Here is a 14279-nt window from a genome sequence, read left to right as displayed (position 1 = left end):
CCAGGTCGTACGCCGGCCGCGCGGGTCCACCTCCGGGCTGACTCCGGTTCGCCCCGCGGGCCGACGATCGGGCGCCGGATCTCGCGAAGACTCGACGGCATGACCCAGACCCAGCAGCTCACCCCCGACCTGACCACCGGTACGGCGGCCCGCACCCGCGGCCTGGCCCGCAGCTACGGCACCGGCGCCACCGAGGTGCACGCCCTCCGCGGTATCGACCTCGACCTGCCCGCGGGCCGGCTGACCGCGATCATGGGGCCCTCCGGCTCCGGCAAGTCCACGCTGATGCACTGCCTCGCCGGGCTCGACCAGCCGACGGCCGGCTCGGTGACGGTGGCCGGCGAGGCGCTGGAGCAGCTCGACGACGACGCGTTGACGCTCTTCCGGCGGGAGCGGCTCGGCTTCGTCTTCCAGGGCTTCAACCTGCTGCCGATGCTGACCGCCGCCGAGAACATCCGGCTCCCGCTCGAGCTGGCCGGCCGGTCGGTCGACCGGGCCCGGTTCGACGCGCTGGTCGGCACTCTCGGCCTGGCCGACCGGCTCGGGCACCGCCCCAGCGAGCTCTCCGGCGGCCAGCAGCAACGCGTCGCGATCGCCAGGGCGCTGGTGCACGCGCCGGCGGTGGTCTTCGCCGACGAGCCGACCGGCAACCTGGACAGCAAGGCCTCGGCGGAGGTGCTCGACCACCTGCGCCGCTCGGTGCGGGAGCAGGGCCAGACAGTCGTGATGGTGACTCACGAGCTGGACGCCGCGGCGTACGCGGACGACGTGGTGGTGCTGGTCGACGGTGCCGTCCGCGAGCACCTGGTCGCCCCGTCGCGGGACGCTCTCGTCCAGGCGCTGGGAGGCGGCCGATGAGGACGGTGCTGCTGGCCTCGTTGCGGGTGCACACCCGGCGCTACCTGGCGGCGGCGCTCGCGATCGCCGTCGGCGTCGCGTTCATCGTGGTCACGAACGCGCTCGCCTCGGCCGCGCGGGACGGCATCGTCGCCGGGGTGGACCTGCCCTACCGGGACGCCGACGCGGTGGTCTCCGACATCGACGGCAGCCAGGCTGCCGCCCTGGTCGACCGGGCCCGGGAGCGTGGCGACTCCGCGGCGGTCCTCGGCTGGACCATGCAGCAGGTCAGCGGCGACGGGATCGTCGCGGACCAGGTCGACGTCGGCGCCGTCGCCGACGACTCCCGGATGCGGTGGCAGCGTCTCGTCGACGGGCGGATGCCCCGGGCCGACGGCGAGGCCGTCGTCGACGTCAACGCCGCCAAGTCGTTGCAGGCCGCGGTCGGCGACGTGATCCGGGTGGGCTCGGGAGCGCGGGCCGCGGAGGTCGAGGTCGTCGGCACCGTGGACAGCCCGTCCGCCAGCGTCTCCTCGTCGGTCTACCTGACCTGGGACGCGGTCTCCGCGATCACGCCGCGCTTCTTCGTCGACTCGGTCGCCTATGCGGCGGCCGGGAACACCGGCGGGCTGGTCCCGGCGTTGCGCGCCGCGACCGACGGCACCGTGCAGTCGGTGGACGACTTCGTCGACGACCGGACCCAGGAGCTGGCCCAGGGCGTCGACGTGCTCGGCTACCTGCTGCTGCTCTTCGCCGGGATCGCGCTGTTCGTCTCGGTGCTGGTCATCGCGAACACGTTCTCGATCCTCTTCGCGCAGCGCACCCGCGACTTCGCGTTGCTGCGCTGCGTCGGCAGCACCCGCGGCCAGCTCCTGCGGTCGGTGCGCCGGGAGGCGCTGGTCCTCGGCGCGCTCGCCTCGGCGCTCGGACTGGCCGTCGGGGCGGCGCTCGGCTACGGCGTGGTCGCTTTGGTGGCGGCCCTGATCCCGCGAGCCCCGCTCGGCGCCGTCTCGCTGGACCCGCGGTGGCTGCTGTCGGCGTACGGGCTGGGGGTGCTGGTCACCCTGGTCGCGTCCTGGCTGCCGACCCGTCGGGTGTCCCAGGTCAGCCCGTTGGTCGCGCTGCGCACCGAGGAGGTCGCCGAGGTATCGGCCGCCGCCGGTCGGATGCGGCTGGTCCTGGCGGCCGGTTCCCTGGCGGCCGGCCTGGCCGGAATGGGAGTTGCGGTCGCGTCCGAGAGTGCACCGGCGATGGTGCTCGGCGGCGGACTCTCGTTCATCGGCGTGCTGCTGCTCGGACCCCTCGTGGTGCCGGCGCTGGTCCGGCTGATCGGCGGCGCGGCCGGTCGCTTCGGCGGACCCGCCATGCGGCTGGCGACCGGGAACGCCGTCCGTCAGCCGCGTCGTACCGCGGCGACCACGGCGTCGCTGCTGATCGGGGTCACCCTCACCACGGCCGTGCTCACCGGTCTCGCCGGCGCCCGGACCTCGCTCGACGACGAGATGAAGTCCGAGCACCCGGTCGACGTGACCCTGACCGGCAGCACGGCGACGCCGCTCCCCGGCGACCTGCTCGCCGACGTCCGCGGGGCCGACGGCGTCCAGGACGCGGCCGCCGTCCCGGGGGTGCTGGCGAAGGTCTCGAACGGGGTCGGCTCGCTGACCCTGCTCGCCCCGCCTGGTGATGCGCGCGTCGTGGAGCGCGCCGCCCTGCCGCGTCCCGGCCCGCGCGAGCTGGTGCTCCCGTACGACGTGGCGCCGGATGCCGGTCGGGTGACGGTGCTGGTCGGTGATCGCAAGGTCCGGCTGAAGGTGCGCACGTCGGAGGGGTTCGGCACTGCCGGGCTGGTCGCCCCGGAGACGCTCCGTGCACTCGGGTCGGACGGGACCCGGGCGGTCTGGGTGCGTGCCGACGACGACGCCGACCCGGAGGATCTCGGCGGTGACCTGGACGCCCTGGCCGGCCCGGTCGCGGCGGACGTGGAGAGCGGTCTGCAGCAGCGGGCCTACGTCACCCGGCAGCTGACCATCCTGACCGGGGCCGTCGTCGGCCTGCTCGGCGTCGCCGTGGTGATCGCGCTGGTCGGGATCGGGAACACGCTCGGGCTCTCGGTCCTCGAACGCCGCCGCGAGCATGCCCTGCTCCGGGCCCTCGGCCTGACCCGGCGGCAGCTGCGGGCGACGCTCGCCGCCGAGGCCGTGCTGCTCTCGGTGGTGGCGACCGTGCTCGGCACCGTGCTGGGCGTCGGCTACGCCTGGGTCGGCGACCTGACCCTGATCCGCCCGGCGGTCGGCGGCGGCCTGCGGATCCCGTGGGACCAGCTCGCGATCGTGGTCCTGGTCGCGGGCGTGGCCGGACTGGCCGCCTGCGTGCTGCCGGCGCGGCGGGCCGCCCGGACGGCGCCTGCGGAGGGGCTGGCGGCGGACTGAGCGGAGGTCGGGGACTATCCAGATTTGGAGGGTGCGGGAGGGAAACCGTGACTAGGGTGGCGACACGGTCCTCTCCCCTCCCGGAGCAACGTGGGCCCCGTCTCTCGGAGGTCACCTGTGTCCCCAGTTACCCTGCCCAGTCCCGCGCCGCGCGCTCCCCGTGTCGTCAGCGCGCTCGTCGCGCTGCTGGTGGCGCTGACCGGCCTGGTCGCGCTGGCCCAGCCCGCGTCGGCAGCCGGCGCCACCGTCACCGGCCGGTTCGTGACCGAGGACGGCCAGCCGGTCGACGCGATCAAGGCGTCCCTGGTCCAGGGAGGCAGCAACGTCGACAGCGACACCTCCGGCATCGACGGGACCTTCACGTTCACCGGGGTCACGGCCGGGTCCTACACCGTCAATCCTCTCGACCCGTTCGGCAACTACCTGGCTGGAACCGTCGCGGTGACCGTGGTGGACGGAGAGACCAAGAACCTCGGCGACATCGAGCTCAACTACTTCGACGACATCTCGCCGCTGACCCCGCTGACGGGCATCGTGCGCGACACCGCCGGGAAGCCGGTGCGCGGCATCCGGGTGGTGGCGTTCGCCCCGGCGCCGACGCAGCCCGGGTTCGACGGACCCATGAACGCCACGACCGACCGGACCGGGCGGTACCAGTTCCTTCCGCAGGCGGGCGGTGGACCTGGTCCGGGCACCTACAAGCTGTACTTCAGGGACGATGAGATCGTCGAGGAGACGTTCCGCTACGGCGTTCGCTACTCCGGCGACCAACCCACCTGGGCGCGGGCCACGACGGTCACCGTCGACAACACGCTCCGGACCGTCCCGGACGTGACCGTGACCCAGGTGGGGGGCATCTCCGGCACGCTCACCGGCACGGTGCCCATGACCGCCGGCTCCGTGACCGTGTACGACGCCGACGGCGATCAGGTCGGCGCCCCCAAGGCGACCGGTCCCGGCGGGGCCTACTCGTTCACGACCCTGCGTCCCGGCAGCTATGTCCTGCGCTTCTCCTCGCCCGACGGCGGCGGGAGCACCTTCGTCCGGACCTTCTGGCCCGGCGCGGCCTCGATCGCGGACGCCACGCCGGTGGTCGTGAAGAGCGGCCAGTTCAGGACCGGCGTCAACCAGGTGCTCAGCACCCAGCTCACCGCCTTCCGCAAACCGACCATCTCCGGCCGACCGGTGGTGGGCTCCACCCTGACCGCATCGCCCGGGTCGTGGAGCCTGACCACGACGACCGAGTACTCCTACGCGTGGCTGCGCGGGGCAGCCGTGGTCGGCACCGCGAAGACGTACCGTCCGGTCGCGGCCGACGCCGGCAAGACCCTGAGCGTGCGGGTCACTGCGCGGTCGTTCGACCGGTCGGGCATCGCCACCTCGTCGCCGACGGCGACGGTGAAGTGGGTGTCCGCCGTGTCCGGCAGGGCAGCGTACGTGCGCGCGAAGAAGCGGTTGCTGCTGACGGTCCGGGTCACGGGGCTCTCGAACCCCGGCGGGACGGTCACCGTGAAGGAGGGCGCCCGCACCGTCAAGGCACGCGTCGCCGTCCGCAACGGCACGGCCGTGATCACCGTGCTCAAGCCGAAGCCGGGCCGGCACACGTACACGCTCCTCTACTCGGGGACCTCGACCGTGCTGGCGGCCACCGGGCGGGTCGCGGTCAAGATCCCCAAGCGCTGAGGTGACTACCGGCTGATCGTGGACTCGACGTCGATCCCGCCGAGCTTGGCGGGATTGCGGACGGCGAAGATCCTGGCGATCCGGCCGTTCTCGACGAGGAAGCTGATCGCCGTGTCGAAGCCGTCGTCGACGCCGACGATCCGCGCTCCCGGTGCGCCGTTGAGCTGGACCGGCAGCACCTGGGCGCCCGCCCCGAACTTCGGGAAGGAGCGCAGCAGGTTCGCGACCTTCTTCGCGCCCAGCACCGGGTTGACCACCGCCTGAGCGATGCCGCCGCCGTCCGCGACCAGCACCACGTCGGGCGCGAGCACGTCCAGCAGGCCCTGGAGGTCGCCCCCGGTCACAGCGGCCAGGAACAGTTCCACGACCTGCTGCTGCTCGTCGCGACTGACCTCGACCCGCGGCCGGCGGGCGGCGACGTGCTCGCGCGCCCGGTGCCCGATCTGCCGTACGGCGGCCTGCGACTTCTCCACGGCCCGGGCGATCTCGTCGTACGGGAGATCGAAGACCTCGCGCAGGACGAAGACGGCGCGCTCGGTCGGGGTCAGCGTCTCGAGCACGGTCAGCATCGCGAACGAGACGCTCTCGGCGAGCTCGACGTCCTCGGCGACATCCGGTGCGGTGAGCAGCGGTTCGGGGAGCCACTCGCCGACGTAGTCCTCGCGCCGCCGGGCGTTGGACCGCAGCCGGTCCAACGCCTTGCGGGTCACCATCCGGACCAGGTAGGCGCGCGGGTCGCGCACCTCGGCCCGGGCGTCCGCGCCGATCCCGTCCCAGCGCAGCCAGGTCTCCTGGACGACGTCCTCCGCGTCCGCGGCCGAGCCGAGCATCTCGTAGGAGACCGTGAAGAGCAGCCCGCGATGGGCGACGAACGGATCTCCGGGGGCGGTGTCGGGCACGGTCACCCTCACGACCTTACGGCGGTGGGCTGCGCGAGCGGCTTGAGTCCGCACGCAGCGGCGAAGCCGTCGGACTCGATGCCCAGCGCGACGTTCGGCCGGGTGGTGAAGTTGGCGAAGGCGATCACCGCGGTCAGCTCGATCAGGGCCGCGTCGCCGAGCTGGGTGCGCAGCGAGGCCACCATCTCGTCGGTGACGGTCGGCTCGGTCACGGTCATCGCCTCCGAGTACGCGAGCACCTCGCGCTCGAGCGGCGAGAACAGCTCCGACTCGTGCCAGCGCGGGATCTCGCGGGCCTTGGCCATGTCCAGCTTCTTGTTGTTGGCCTCGAAGTAGTTGAAGTCCAGGCACCAGGTGCAGCCGACCTGGGAGGCGACCGCCATGTGCGCGAACGACTTCAGCTGCTCGTCGCAGGCGTCCCACTTCTGGACCTTGCCGCCGACGCCGGCCATGCCCATGAGCACCTTCTGGTTGTGCCAGTAGACGCCGAGCGACGTCGGCACCTGGCCCAGGTTCTTCCGCGCGAACCGCTTGATCAGGGCGCCCTTGAAGCCGGTGATCTCGGCCACGGGGATGCGGGTCGTTCCAGTCATGTCGTCCTCCTGTGTCGTGGGTACGACATGAAGACGCCGCCCGCGGCGAGGTTGTGACAGGAAGCGCGGAATTACCTGTCGAACGCGTCCAGGACCTGCTTCTCGGTGAGGCCGTAGTCCTTGAGGTCGTAGGAGTGCTTCGGCGCCGCCTTGCCCTCCTTGGCCTCGCGGTCGATCGCCTCGACGGCGGCCTGCGCCTCCGGCGTCCAGTCGAGCCCGAACTGCTCGTAGACCCGGCGGGTCACGCCGACCTGGTCCTTGACCAGGTCGCCGAACGCGATGTCGATGAACTGGTCCTGGTCGTACTTGGCCCGGGCGTCGTGGAAGGTATGGAACGCCCGCGACCACAGGTCCAGCTGGGTGTGCCCGATGACGCCGCCGACGTAGGTGTCGGACTGGCCGACGGTGGTCTCCGCCGACAATGAGCAGGACGACGCGATGCAGGTGATCGGCTCACGGTGGGTGTAGACGACCAGCGCGTCCGGGTAGGCCGTCATCAGCGCGTCGAGCCCGCTCATGTGCGACGGGTTCTTCAACACCCAGCGCTTGTCCTGGTCGTTGAGCCCGACCAGCTGCAGGTTCTGCTTGTGCCGGGCGTAGGCGTCGGTCCAGTCCTGGTTCTTCAGCCACTCGGTGTAGCGCGGCAGGTTGGCCAGCGCCTCGTACGAGTTCGACTTGCCGGTCTGGCGCAGCAGCCGCCAGCACTCCTCGACCGTGGTCGCGTCCATGTAGTGGATGCCCATGAACTCGGGGTTCTCGACGTGGTGTGCGGCGAAACCCTGCTGCATCGCGTTGAAGATCGGGTCGGACTCCCAGGTCTCCCGCGGCGGTCGCGGCTGCGGGTACTGGGTCAGCCACATCTCCAGGCCCTGGCTGGCCGGGTCTGCGTGCAGCAGCCGGTGCAGGATCGTGGTGCCGGTGCGGGGGAGTCCGGTCAGGAAGATCGGCCGTTCGATCTTCACGTCCGCGTGCTCCGGGTGTGCGGCGAACTGCGCCTGGGTGAGCAGCACGCCGACCAGGGCGCTCTTCACCTCCGAGCGCTGGAAGTAGTTGCCGCGCGGGGTCAGGCCGGCTTCGGGGGAGGCCAGGTCGTCGACGAGGACCCGGAGCCCTTCCTCGTGGATCCCGTCACCGAAGTCCGACATGCCCGTGGTCCGGACGGCGGCCGCCGCGATGTCCTCGTAGCTGCCGACGTCCGGGCGCTCCCGGGTCATGATGTTGTCGTTCATATCTGCTTCTTCCCTAGCGGCATCTCGACAGGCTCGATGTCCGGTGCAAGTGTCGAGACGCCTGGTGCGAGCGTCCGGACGTCGAGCCTGTCGAGACGTGGTGAGGTGCGCTCAGTCGTGGAACTCGCCGCAGTCGACGGTCAGCATCTGACCGGTGACGGCGGAGGCGAGGTCGCTCGCGAGGAACAGCGTCGCCCGGGCGACCTCCTCGGAGGAGGCCAGGCGCTGGAGGTCGGTCGGGGCCGCCTTCTCGGCGTACACCTGCTCGTGGGTCTTGTTCTCGACCGCGCCGAGGAAGTCGAAGTAGCCGCGGTTGACGTCCTCGTAGATGTACGACGGCGCCACGCTGTTCACCCGGATCCCGCGCGGGCCGAGCTCGGTGGCCAGCGAGGAGGCCAGGTGCTCCAACGCGCCCTTGCTGAGCTTGTAGCCGGCGTACTCGGGCTGGCTGGAGAACGAGACGCACGAGTTGAGCATGATGATCGAGCCCTTGGACTCGGCCAGCGCGTCGGCGAAGAGGGCCGAGAGCCGCAGCGGCGCGAAGACGTTCGTCTCGTTGACCTTGGCCAGCGCCTCCGGCTTGATCTGGGTGATCGGGTCCATCGGCGGGATCGTGAAGGCGTTGTTGATCACGCAGTCGACCCGGCCGAACGCCTCCAGGGTCTTGTCGCGCAGGTTGGCGCGGGAGTCCTCGTCGCGGACGTCGGTGACGACCTTGGCGACCTTGACGCCGTACCCCTCGCAGAGCGTAGCGATCTCGTCGAGGCGGGCCTCGGTACGGCTGGCGATGACCAGGTCGGCGCCCATCTTGGCGGCTTCCTCGGCCAGCGACTTGCCGAGGCCGGGGCCGATGCCCGAGATCACGATGACCTTGCCCTTCAGCAGGGGCGCGGGGGTGTAGCGCTCCTCGATCGAGGTGTCGTGGGCTTCGGCGTAACCGAGTTCGGTGCTCAAGAGATCATCCTTCGGGCAATGCCGACCTGGCGGTCGGCGATTCGGGTGGAGTACTGCTCAGGTGTGACCTGGTTGGTCGCGTAGTACGGGAGGTGCTGCTCGACCTCGTCGAAGGCGACCAGCTCGACCGTCGGGCCGTCGGCCTCGGTGAGCTCGTGCTCGATGCGCTGCCAGCGCAGCATCATCACGCCCTTCGGGTGATCGGTGGTGTCGAGCCAGTTGGCGATGCCGGGGTTCCTGGTGCTCACGACGTACCGGAACTTGCCGTCCGGGTCGGCCTGCGACTGCGCCTTCGTCAGCGACGACTGGTAGTGCTCGTAGTCGGTGGAGACGTACCACTTCGAGCCGATCTGGATCGCGTAGTAGTCGCAGTGCGGCACCGGCACGGTGATGACCAGAGCCTGGTCGTCGGTCAGGTCGTAGTGCCCCAGCGAGGAGAACTGCGAGGCGAGCCCGCCCGGCGTCGACTTCGGCACCGTGAGCGTGTTGACCGGCTCCTTGTAGGTGAACCACTCGGGGAACGCGAACCAGGTCTTGATCTTGCCGAGCAGCATCTTGGCGGCGACGCCGTACCGCTTGGCGACGTTGTCCATCGCGAACGGCTCCCGCGGGATGCCGGCGGTGTCGAGCCGCTGCAGCCGAAGGGTTCCGCGGGTCTCGGTGTTCCAGTCGTTGAACACCTCGCGGATGATCAGCGTGGCGCCCTTCTTCAGGCCGAGCTCGGGGCCGAACCTCCAGGAGAACGAGCCGTCCGCCGCGATGTCCAGCTCCCGGTCGTCGAACGCGGCGACGCTGGTCGGCGCACCCTCGGGGGAGTAGTTGCCGTCCATGATCTGGAAGGACAGGTCGGCCGCGGTGCCGCGGACGCCGGAGAGCTCGTACGACGCCCCTTCGGTCAGGTAGGCGTTGAAGTAGATCGCGTCCGGGTTGTCGAGCCCCTGGCGGGCGTACTGGTGCGTGGGGTTGACCAGGACCGGGTGCACCAGGTCGTAGTCGAACGCCATCTGGAGCGAGCTGCGGATCGAGCCTGCCAGGTAGTCGTACCCCTCGGCGCGCTCCTGCTCGCTGATCTCGAACGGCGGGTTCGCGATCAGTGCCTCGGCCTCGGCGACGGCGTCGCTGAAGACCTTCGTGATTTCGACGGGCTCAATCTCCGAGGTCACAGCGAGACCTTGCTGATGATGTCCTCGGCGTACCGGTTGATGTTGTCGATCTTGGTCTGCAGCGGCTCGGTGTCCGGTCCCATGATGTAGGGCACCCGGAAGCCGACGATCGCGTCGGTGACGCCCTTGTCCTCGAGGCGCTTCACGCCGTCCAGGGTGTAGGCGTCGTACGAGATCACGTGGATCTCGAAGTCGTCGCGGGTGTCGCCCTCCTCCTTGCGGATCTCGGCGAGCCGGACCAGCAGGCGGTCGAGCTCCTCGCCGTCGCCGCCGGCGTGCATCCAGCCGTCGCCCTTGAGGACCGCCCGGCGCAGCGCGGCGTCCGCGTGGCCGCCGACCAGGACCGGAATCTTCTCGGTCGGCGCGGGGCACTGCTTGAGGGACTGGATGTCGTAGAACTCGCCGTGGTACTCGAAGAACTCGCCGGTGGTCAGGCCGCGCAGGACGTCGATGCACTCGTCGAGGCGCTTGCCGCGCCGCTCCCAGGGCACGCCCAGGGCGTCGAAGTCCTCGGGCCACGGCGAGATGCCGACGCCGAGACCGAGCCGGTTGTTCGAGAGGAACGCCAGGGACGAGGCCTGCTTGGCGGTGAGCACCGGCGGCCGGATCGGCATCTTGAGCACGAACGGCGTCAGGCGCAGCGTCTCGGTCACCGCGAAGATGTGAGCGCAGAGGATCATCGTCTCGATGAACTCCTTGCCCTCCAGGAAGTGCCGGTCGCCGGTGTCGGTGTAGGGGTACTTCGAGTCGGACTCCTCCGGGAAGATCAACGAGTCCGGGATGGTCATCGACGTGTAGCCGGCGGCCTCGCAGGCCTGCGCCATCGGAGCCCAGTACTCGGTCTTGGTCATACCTTCGGCAAAGGAGAATCGCATGCGCCGATACTAGAACGTGTTCCAGTTTCGGGACTAGAGTGATTCGGTAGCCAAGTGCACCTTTTTTCTGAAGGCGCCTCTATCCGCACGCTCAGGAGGACCCGATGGACCTGCAGGACATCCTCGACCGGACCGCGATCCGCGACGCCATCACCGACTACACCTTCGGGATCGACCTCGCCGAGTGGGACCGCCTCGACCGGGTCTTCACCCCGGACGCGGCGATCAACTACGTCGAGTCCGGCGGCATCGAGGCCGGCTTCGCCGAGATCAAGCCCTGGCTGATCGAGAACCTCGCGGTGGCGCCGAGCCGGGTGCACATGATCGGGCAGATCGACTACGAGGCCTTGCCGGACGGTGAGATCCAGGCGAACGCCTACTTCCACAACCCGATGACCTTCGACTTCGGCGAGCAGAAGTTCCCGGTCGAGGTGACCGGGATCTACCGGCACACCTTCACCCGTACGGCGGACGGCTGGCGCTCGCGGAAGCTGCACGAGACCGTGCTCTGGCGCCGCGGGTTCGAAGCGCTCGGGATGTAGCGGCGGGGACGGCGGCCCACGATCGGCTGCCCCGGGCTTGACCGGCCCCTATCCTTGGCGCGTGAGCGAGAGCGAACCGGACCAGGACCGACAGCAGCAGATCATCGCTGCCGTCGTCAAAGTCGTCGGCGTCGCGCTCGCCATCGGCCTGGCGATCGGCCTGGGTACCTGGATCCTGGTCAAGGCGCTCGGCCTCGACAGCACCGACACCACCGGCCAGCCGATCCAGGTCGACCCGATCACGCCGTCGGCGCTGCCGACCACCGCCCTGCCGGACCCGACGCAGAGCAGCGACCCGACCGAGACCGAGTCGCCGTCCGAGCCGAGCTTCACCAGCAGCCCCGGTGACGAGAAGCTCCTGCTGAGCGCGTCCCCGCTCTTCGTCGACCCGATGCAGCGGATCAACCTCACCGGCCAGTGGCCCGGCCGCGATGCGGTGCCGCTGCTGGTGCAGCGGTTCGAGGACGGCGAGTGGGTCAACTTCGGCGTCCAGGTCCAGGTGACGGTCGGGACGTTCGACACCTACGTGCTGACCGGTCGCGAGGGCGACAACAAGTTCCGCGTCTTCGACCCCGAGACCGAGACCGCCTCGAACGCCGTCTCCGTCACCGTCGGCGACTGACCCGCGACGCGGCGACGGTCAGGGGATCCAGTCGAAGGTCGACGGGTTCGGTCCCCGGCGGCCGGACTCGCCCCGGTCCAGGGCGGTGATCGCTGCCAGGTCGTCGGCGCCGAGCTCGAAGTCGAAGATCGCCGCGTTCTCGCGCATCCGGGCCGGCGAGAGCGTCTTGGGGAAGACGACGTCGCCGCGCTGGACGTGCCAGCGCAGCGTCACCTGCGACGGCGTCCGGCCGAGGCGCTCGGCGATCGCGACGACGATCGGGTCGTCGAGGACGGCGCCCTGCGCGATCGGCGACCAGGCCTCGGTGAGGATGCCGGCCGCGGCGTCGGCAGCGCGGACCTCCTCGTTGCCGAAGTACGGGTGCACCTCGATCTGGTTCACCGCCGGTACGACGGAGGTCTCGGCGGCGAGCCGGGCCAGGTGGTCGACCTGGAAGTTGGAGACGCCGATCGAGCGGGCCCGGCCGTCCGCGGCGAACTCGATCAGGGTGTTCCAGGTCGAGACGTAGTCGCCGTCGTACCTCGTCGGCAGCGGCCAGTGGATCAGGAACAGGTCGACGTGGTCGGTGCCGAGGTCGGTCAGGGACTGGTCGAAGGCGCGGCGGGCGTCGTCCGGGCGGTGGAAGCCGTTGTTGAGCTTGGTGGTCAGGTAGACCTCGTCGCGGGCCAGTCCCGAGGCCCGGAACGCCTCGCCGACACCCTTCTCGTTGCGGTACATCTGCGCGGTGTCGATGTGCCGGTAGCCGGCCCCGAACGCGTCGGAGGTGACCTGGGCGGTGTCGGCCGGCGGGACCTGGTAGACCCCGAACCCGAGCTGCGGGATCGTGCTGCCGTCGTTGAGGGTCAGGTTCGGGACGTCGATGGAAGTCATGTCAGGCATGACAAGGGCGCGGCTCCGGGTATTCCCGGACGGCCACGGCGACCGGGGGAGTACGGCGGGTGAGCCGCTGGCCGGCGACCACGCCGCCGAGCACCAGGGCCATCCCGAATGCCTGAGCCACCCCGAACACCTCCGCCGCGAAGACCACGCCGAGCAGGGTGCCGACGACCGGGTTCACGAGTCCGATCAGCGAGGCGGCCCCGGCCGGCATCCGGGAGAGGTCGCGGAACCAGCAGTAGTAGGCGAGCGCGGTGCCGGCGATGCCGAGCCAGGTGAAGCCGAGGACGGCGCGGCCGTCGAGCGCCGGCGGGGCGCCCTCGACCAGCAGGCCGACCGGGAGCAGGGCCAGGCCGCCGACGACGAGCTGCCAGGAGACCAGGGTCAGCATGTCGGGCCGACCGCCGACGGAGTGCGCCGTCGTCGGAGCCGGCCAGCGCTTGATCAGCACGAACCCGACGGCCGAGACCAGCACCGAACCGGCCGCGGCGAGCAGGCCGACCGCGTCGACGTTCCCGGTGCTGCGCAGCACCAGCAGGGCGACTCCGGCGAGGCCGACCAGGGCGGCTCCGATCCGGATCGCGGGCGGGCGCTCGCCGATCACCGGCCAGGCGATCGCCATCACCGCGAGCGGCGAGGTGGCCTGCAGGGTGGCGGCCAGCCCGCCGGGCAGGTGGTACGCCGCCAGGAAGATCAGCGGGAAGAACAGCCCGATGTTGCACAGGCCCAGCACGATCGCCTTCCACCACCAGTCGCCGTGCGGCAGCTGGCGCCGGAAGGCGAGCAGGATCAGGCCGGCGGGGAGCGCACGGACCGTCGCCGCGAACAGCGGCCGGTCCGGGGGCAGGAAGTTCTCGGTCACGATGTACGTCGTGCCCCAGGCCAGCGGTGCGACCGCGGTGAGCAGGACGGTGCCGATGCCGGCCGATCCGGAGGACTTAGTTTCCATGGAAACAATAATAGTTTCCGAGGAAGATAAGATCAAGGCATGAGCGCAGAACTTCAGGACGGCATCGACCGGATCATCGGCCAGTGGGCCGTCGAGCGCCCGGAGCTGGACGCGTCCCCGATGGGCGTCGTGGCCCGGGTGCACCGGGCGGCCGACCTGCTCGACATCGGCCTGCGCCCCCCGTTCGCCGCCGAGGGCCTCAGTCACGGCGACTTCGACGTGCTCGCCTCGCTGCGCCGGGCCGGGGCGCCGTACCGGCTGAGCGCGACCGGGCTCAGCGCCACGATGGTGGTCACTTCCGGTGCGGTGACCAAGCGGGTGGACCGCCTGGTCGCCGCCGGCCTGGTCTCCCGGAGCGTCGCCGAGCACGACGGCCGTGGTCGGCTGATCGAGCTGACGCCGCTGGGCCTCGAGGTCACCGACCGGCTGGTCGCGCGGCACTGGGCCAACGAGGAGCGCCTCCTGGCCGGGCTCACGGTCGCCGAACGCGACCAGCTCGCGGGTCTGCTGCGCAAGCTGCTGGTCTCGCTGGAGTAGGGCTCCGCGAAGTTCGTGGCCGGATCGGGGAACAATCCGCGCTCGGTGCTGCGTTGAGCCCTGTGACAAGAGTTGAGTTGATCAGACTCAA

General features: G+C 70.6%; 14 protein-coding genes. 6 read left to right on the top strand and 8 right to left on the bottom strand.

Annotated elements, in window-relative coordinates; translation table 11 throughout:
• Positions 1 to 99 precede the first annotated feature (99 nt).
• The 3 genes from EFK50_RS19285 (at position 100) to EFK50_RS19275 (ending at position 4949) form a co-directional block, all read left to right on the top strand.
• The gene (locus EFK50_RS19285) at positions 100 to 858 is read left to right on the top strand and encodes an ABC transporter ATP-binding protein (protein WP_123229219.1); all 759 of its coding nucleotides are present in this window, start codon (positions 100 to 102) and stop codon (positions 856 to 858) included.
• Positions 855 to 3266, top strand: coding sequence for an ABC transporter permease (locus tag EFK50_RS19280; RefSeq protein WP_123229218.1), 2412 nt, complete (start codon positions 855 to 857; stop codon positions 3264 to 3266). The genes EFK50_RS19285 and EFK50_RS19280 overlap by 4 nt, the downstream gene beginning before the upstream one ends.
• 117 nt (positions 3267 to 3383) lie before the next feature.
• Entirely contained in the window at positions 3384 to 4949 is a 1566-nt protein-coding gene (locus EFK50_RS19275) for an Ig-like domain repeat protein (protein ID WP_148046238.1), read from the top strand.
• Positions 4950 to 4954: 5 nt separating this feature from the next.
• On the opposite strand, the gene EFK50_RS19270 is transcribed toward EFK50_RS19275, so the two are convergent.
• The 6 genes from EFK50_RS19270 to EFK50_RS19245 form a co-directional block, all read right to left on the bottom strand.
• On the bottom strand, positions 4955 to 5848 hold the full coding sequence (locus EFK50_RS19270; protein ID WP_425454396.1) for an RNA polymerase sigma-70 factor: 894 nt from the start codon (positions 5846 to 5848) through the stop codon (positions 4955 to 4957).
• A gap of 8 nt (positions 5849 to 5856) precedes the next feature.
• Entirely contained in the window at positions 5857 to 6441 is a 585-nt protein-coding gene (locus EFK50_RS19265; protein WP_123229216.1) for a carboxymuconolactone decarboxylase family protein, read from the bottom strand.
• A 71-nt stretch (positions 6442 to 6512) separates the two neighbouring features.
• The gene (locus EFK50_RS19260) at positions 6513 to 7670 is read right to left on the bottom strand and encodes a sulfotransferase family protein (protein ID WP_123229215.1); all 1158 of its coding nucleotides are present in this window, start codon (positions 7668 to 7670) and stop codon (positions 6513 to 6515) included.
• Between the two features lie 111 nt (positions 7671 to 7781).
• On the bottom strand, positions 7782 to 8624 hold the full coding sequence (locus tag EFK50_RS19255; RefSeq protein ID WP_123229214.1) for an SDR family oxidoreductase: 843 nt from the start codon (positions 8622 to 8624) through the stop codon (positions 7782 to 7784).
• Positions 8621 to 9787, bottom strand: a complete 1167-nt coding sequence (locus EFK50_RS19250; RefSeq protein WP_221177487.1) for a hypothetical protein — start codon at positions 9785 to 9787, stop codon at positions 8621 to 8623. The genes EFK50_RS19255 and EFK50_RS19250 overlap by 4 nt, the downstream gene beginning before the upstream one ends.
• Positions 9784 to 10662, bottom strand: coding sequence for a TIGR03619 family F420-dependent LLM class oxidoreductase (locus EFK50_RS19245; protein ID WP_123229213.1), 879 nt, complete (start codon positions 10660 to 10662; stop codon positions 9784 to 9786). Before EFK50_RS19245 ends, EFK50_RS19250 begins: the two co-directional genes overlap by 4 nt.
• A 104-nt stretch (positions 10663 to 10766) precedes the next feature.
• Between EFK50_RS19245 and EFK50_RS19240 the strand changes: the two genes are divergently transcribed.
• Positions 10767 to 11204 (top strand): nuclear transport factor 2 family protein, encoded by a 438-nt coding sequence (locus EFK50_RS19240; RefSeq protein ID WP_123229212.1) that lies wholly within the window; start codon positions 10767 to 10769, stop codon positions 11202 to 11204.
• Positions 11205 to 11265: 61 nt separating this feature from the next.
• Positions 11266 to 11826 carry a hypothetical protein gene (locus tag EFK50_RS19235; RefSeq protein WP_123229211.1) on the top strand — a complete coding sequence of 187 codons (561 nt, stop codon included), beginning with the start codon at positions 11266 to 11268 and terminating at the stop codon, positions 11824 to 11826.
• An 18-nt stretch (positions 11827 to 11844) separates the two neighbouring features.
• Here EFK50_RS19235 and EFK50_RS19230 read toward each other — a convergent pair whose 3' ends face one another.
• Together EFK50_RS19230 and EFK50_RS19225 are read right to left on the bottom strand one after the other, a co-directional pair.
• Positions 11845 to 12687, bottom strand: a complete 843-nt coding sequence (locus tag EFK50_RS19230) for an aldo/keto reductase (RefSeq protein WP_221177503.1) — start codon at positions 12685 to 12687, stop codon at positions 11845 to 11847.
• A gap of 10 nt (positions 12688 to 12697) precedes the next feature.
• Positions 12698 to 13651 (bottom strand): EamA family transporter, encoded by a 954-nt coding sequence (locus tag EFK50_RS19225; RefSeq protein ID WP_123229209.1) that lies wholly within the window; start codon positions 13649 to 13651, stop codon positions 12698 to 12700.
• A 39-nt stretch (positions 13652 to 13690) separates the two neighbouring features.
• Between EFK50_RS19225 and EFK50_RS19220 the strand changes: the two genes are divergently transcribed.
• Positions 13691 to 14188, top strand: coding sequence for a MarR family winged helix-turn-helix transcriptional regulator (locus EFK50_RS19220; protein ID WP_123229208.1), 498 nt, complete (start codon positions 13691 to 13693; stop codon positions 14186 to 14188).
• Positions 14189 to 14279 lie beyond the last annotated feature (91 nt).

Source organism: Nocardioides marmoriginsengisoli (genome assembly GCF_003725695.1).
In the GTDB taxonomy this organism is placed as follows: domain Bacteria; phylum Actinomycetota; class Actinomycetes; order Propionibacteriales; family Nocardioidaceae; genus Marmoricola; species Marmoricola marmoriginsengisoli.
The sequence above is the reverse complement of the archived record's forward strand: the minus strand, read 5'-3'. Positions and strand labels throughout refer to the sequence as shown.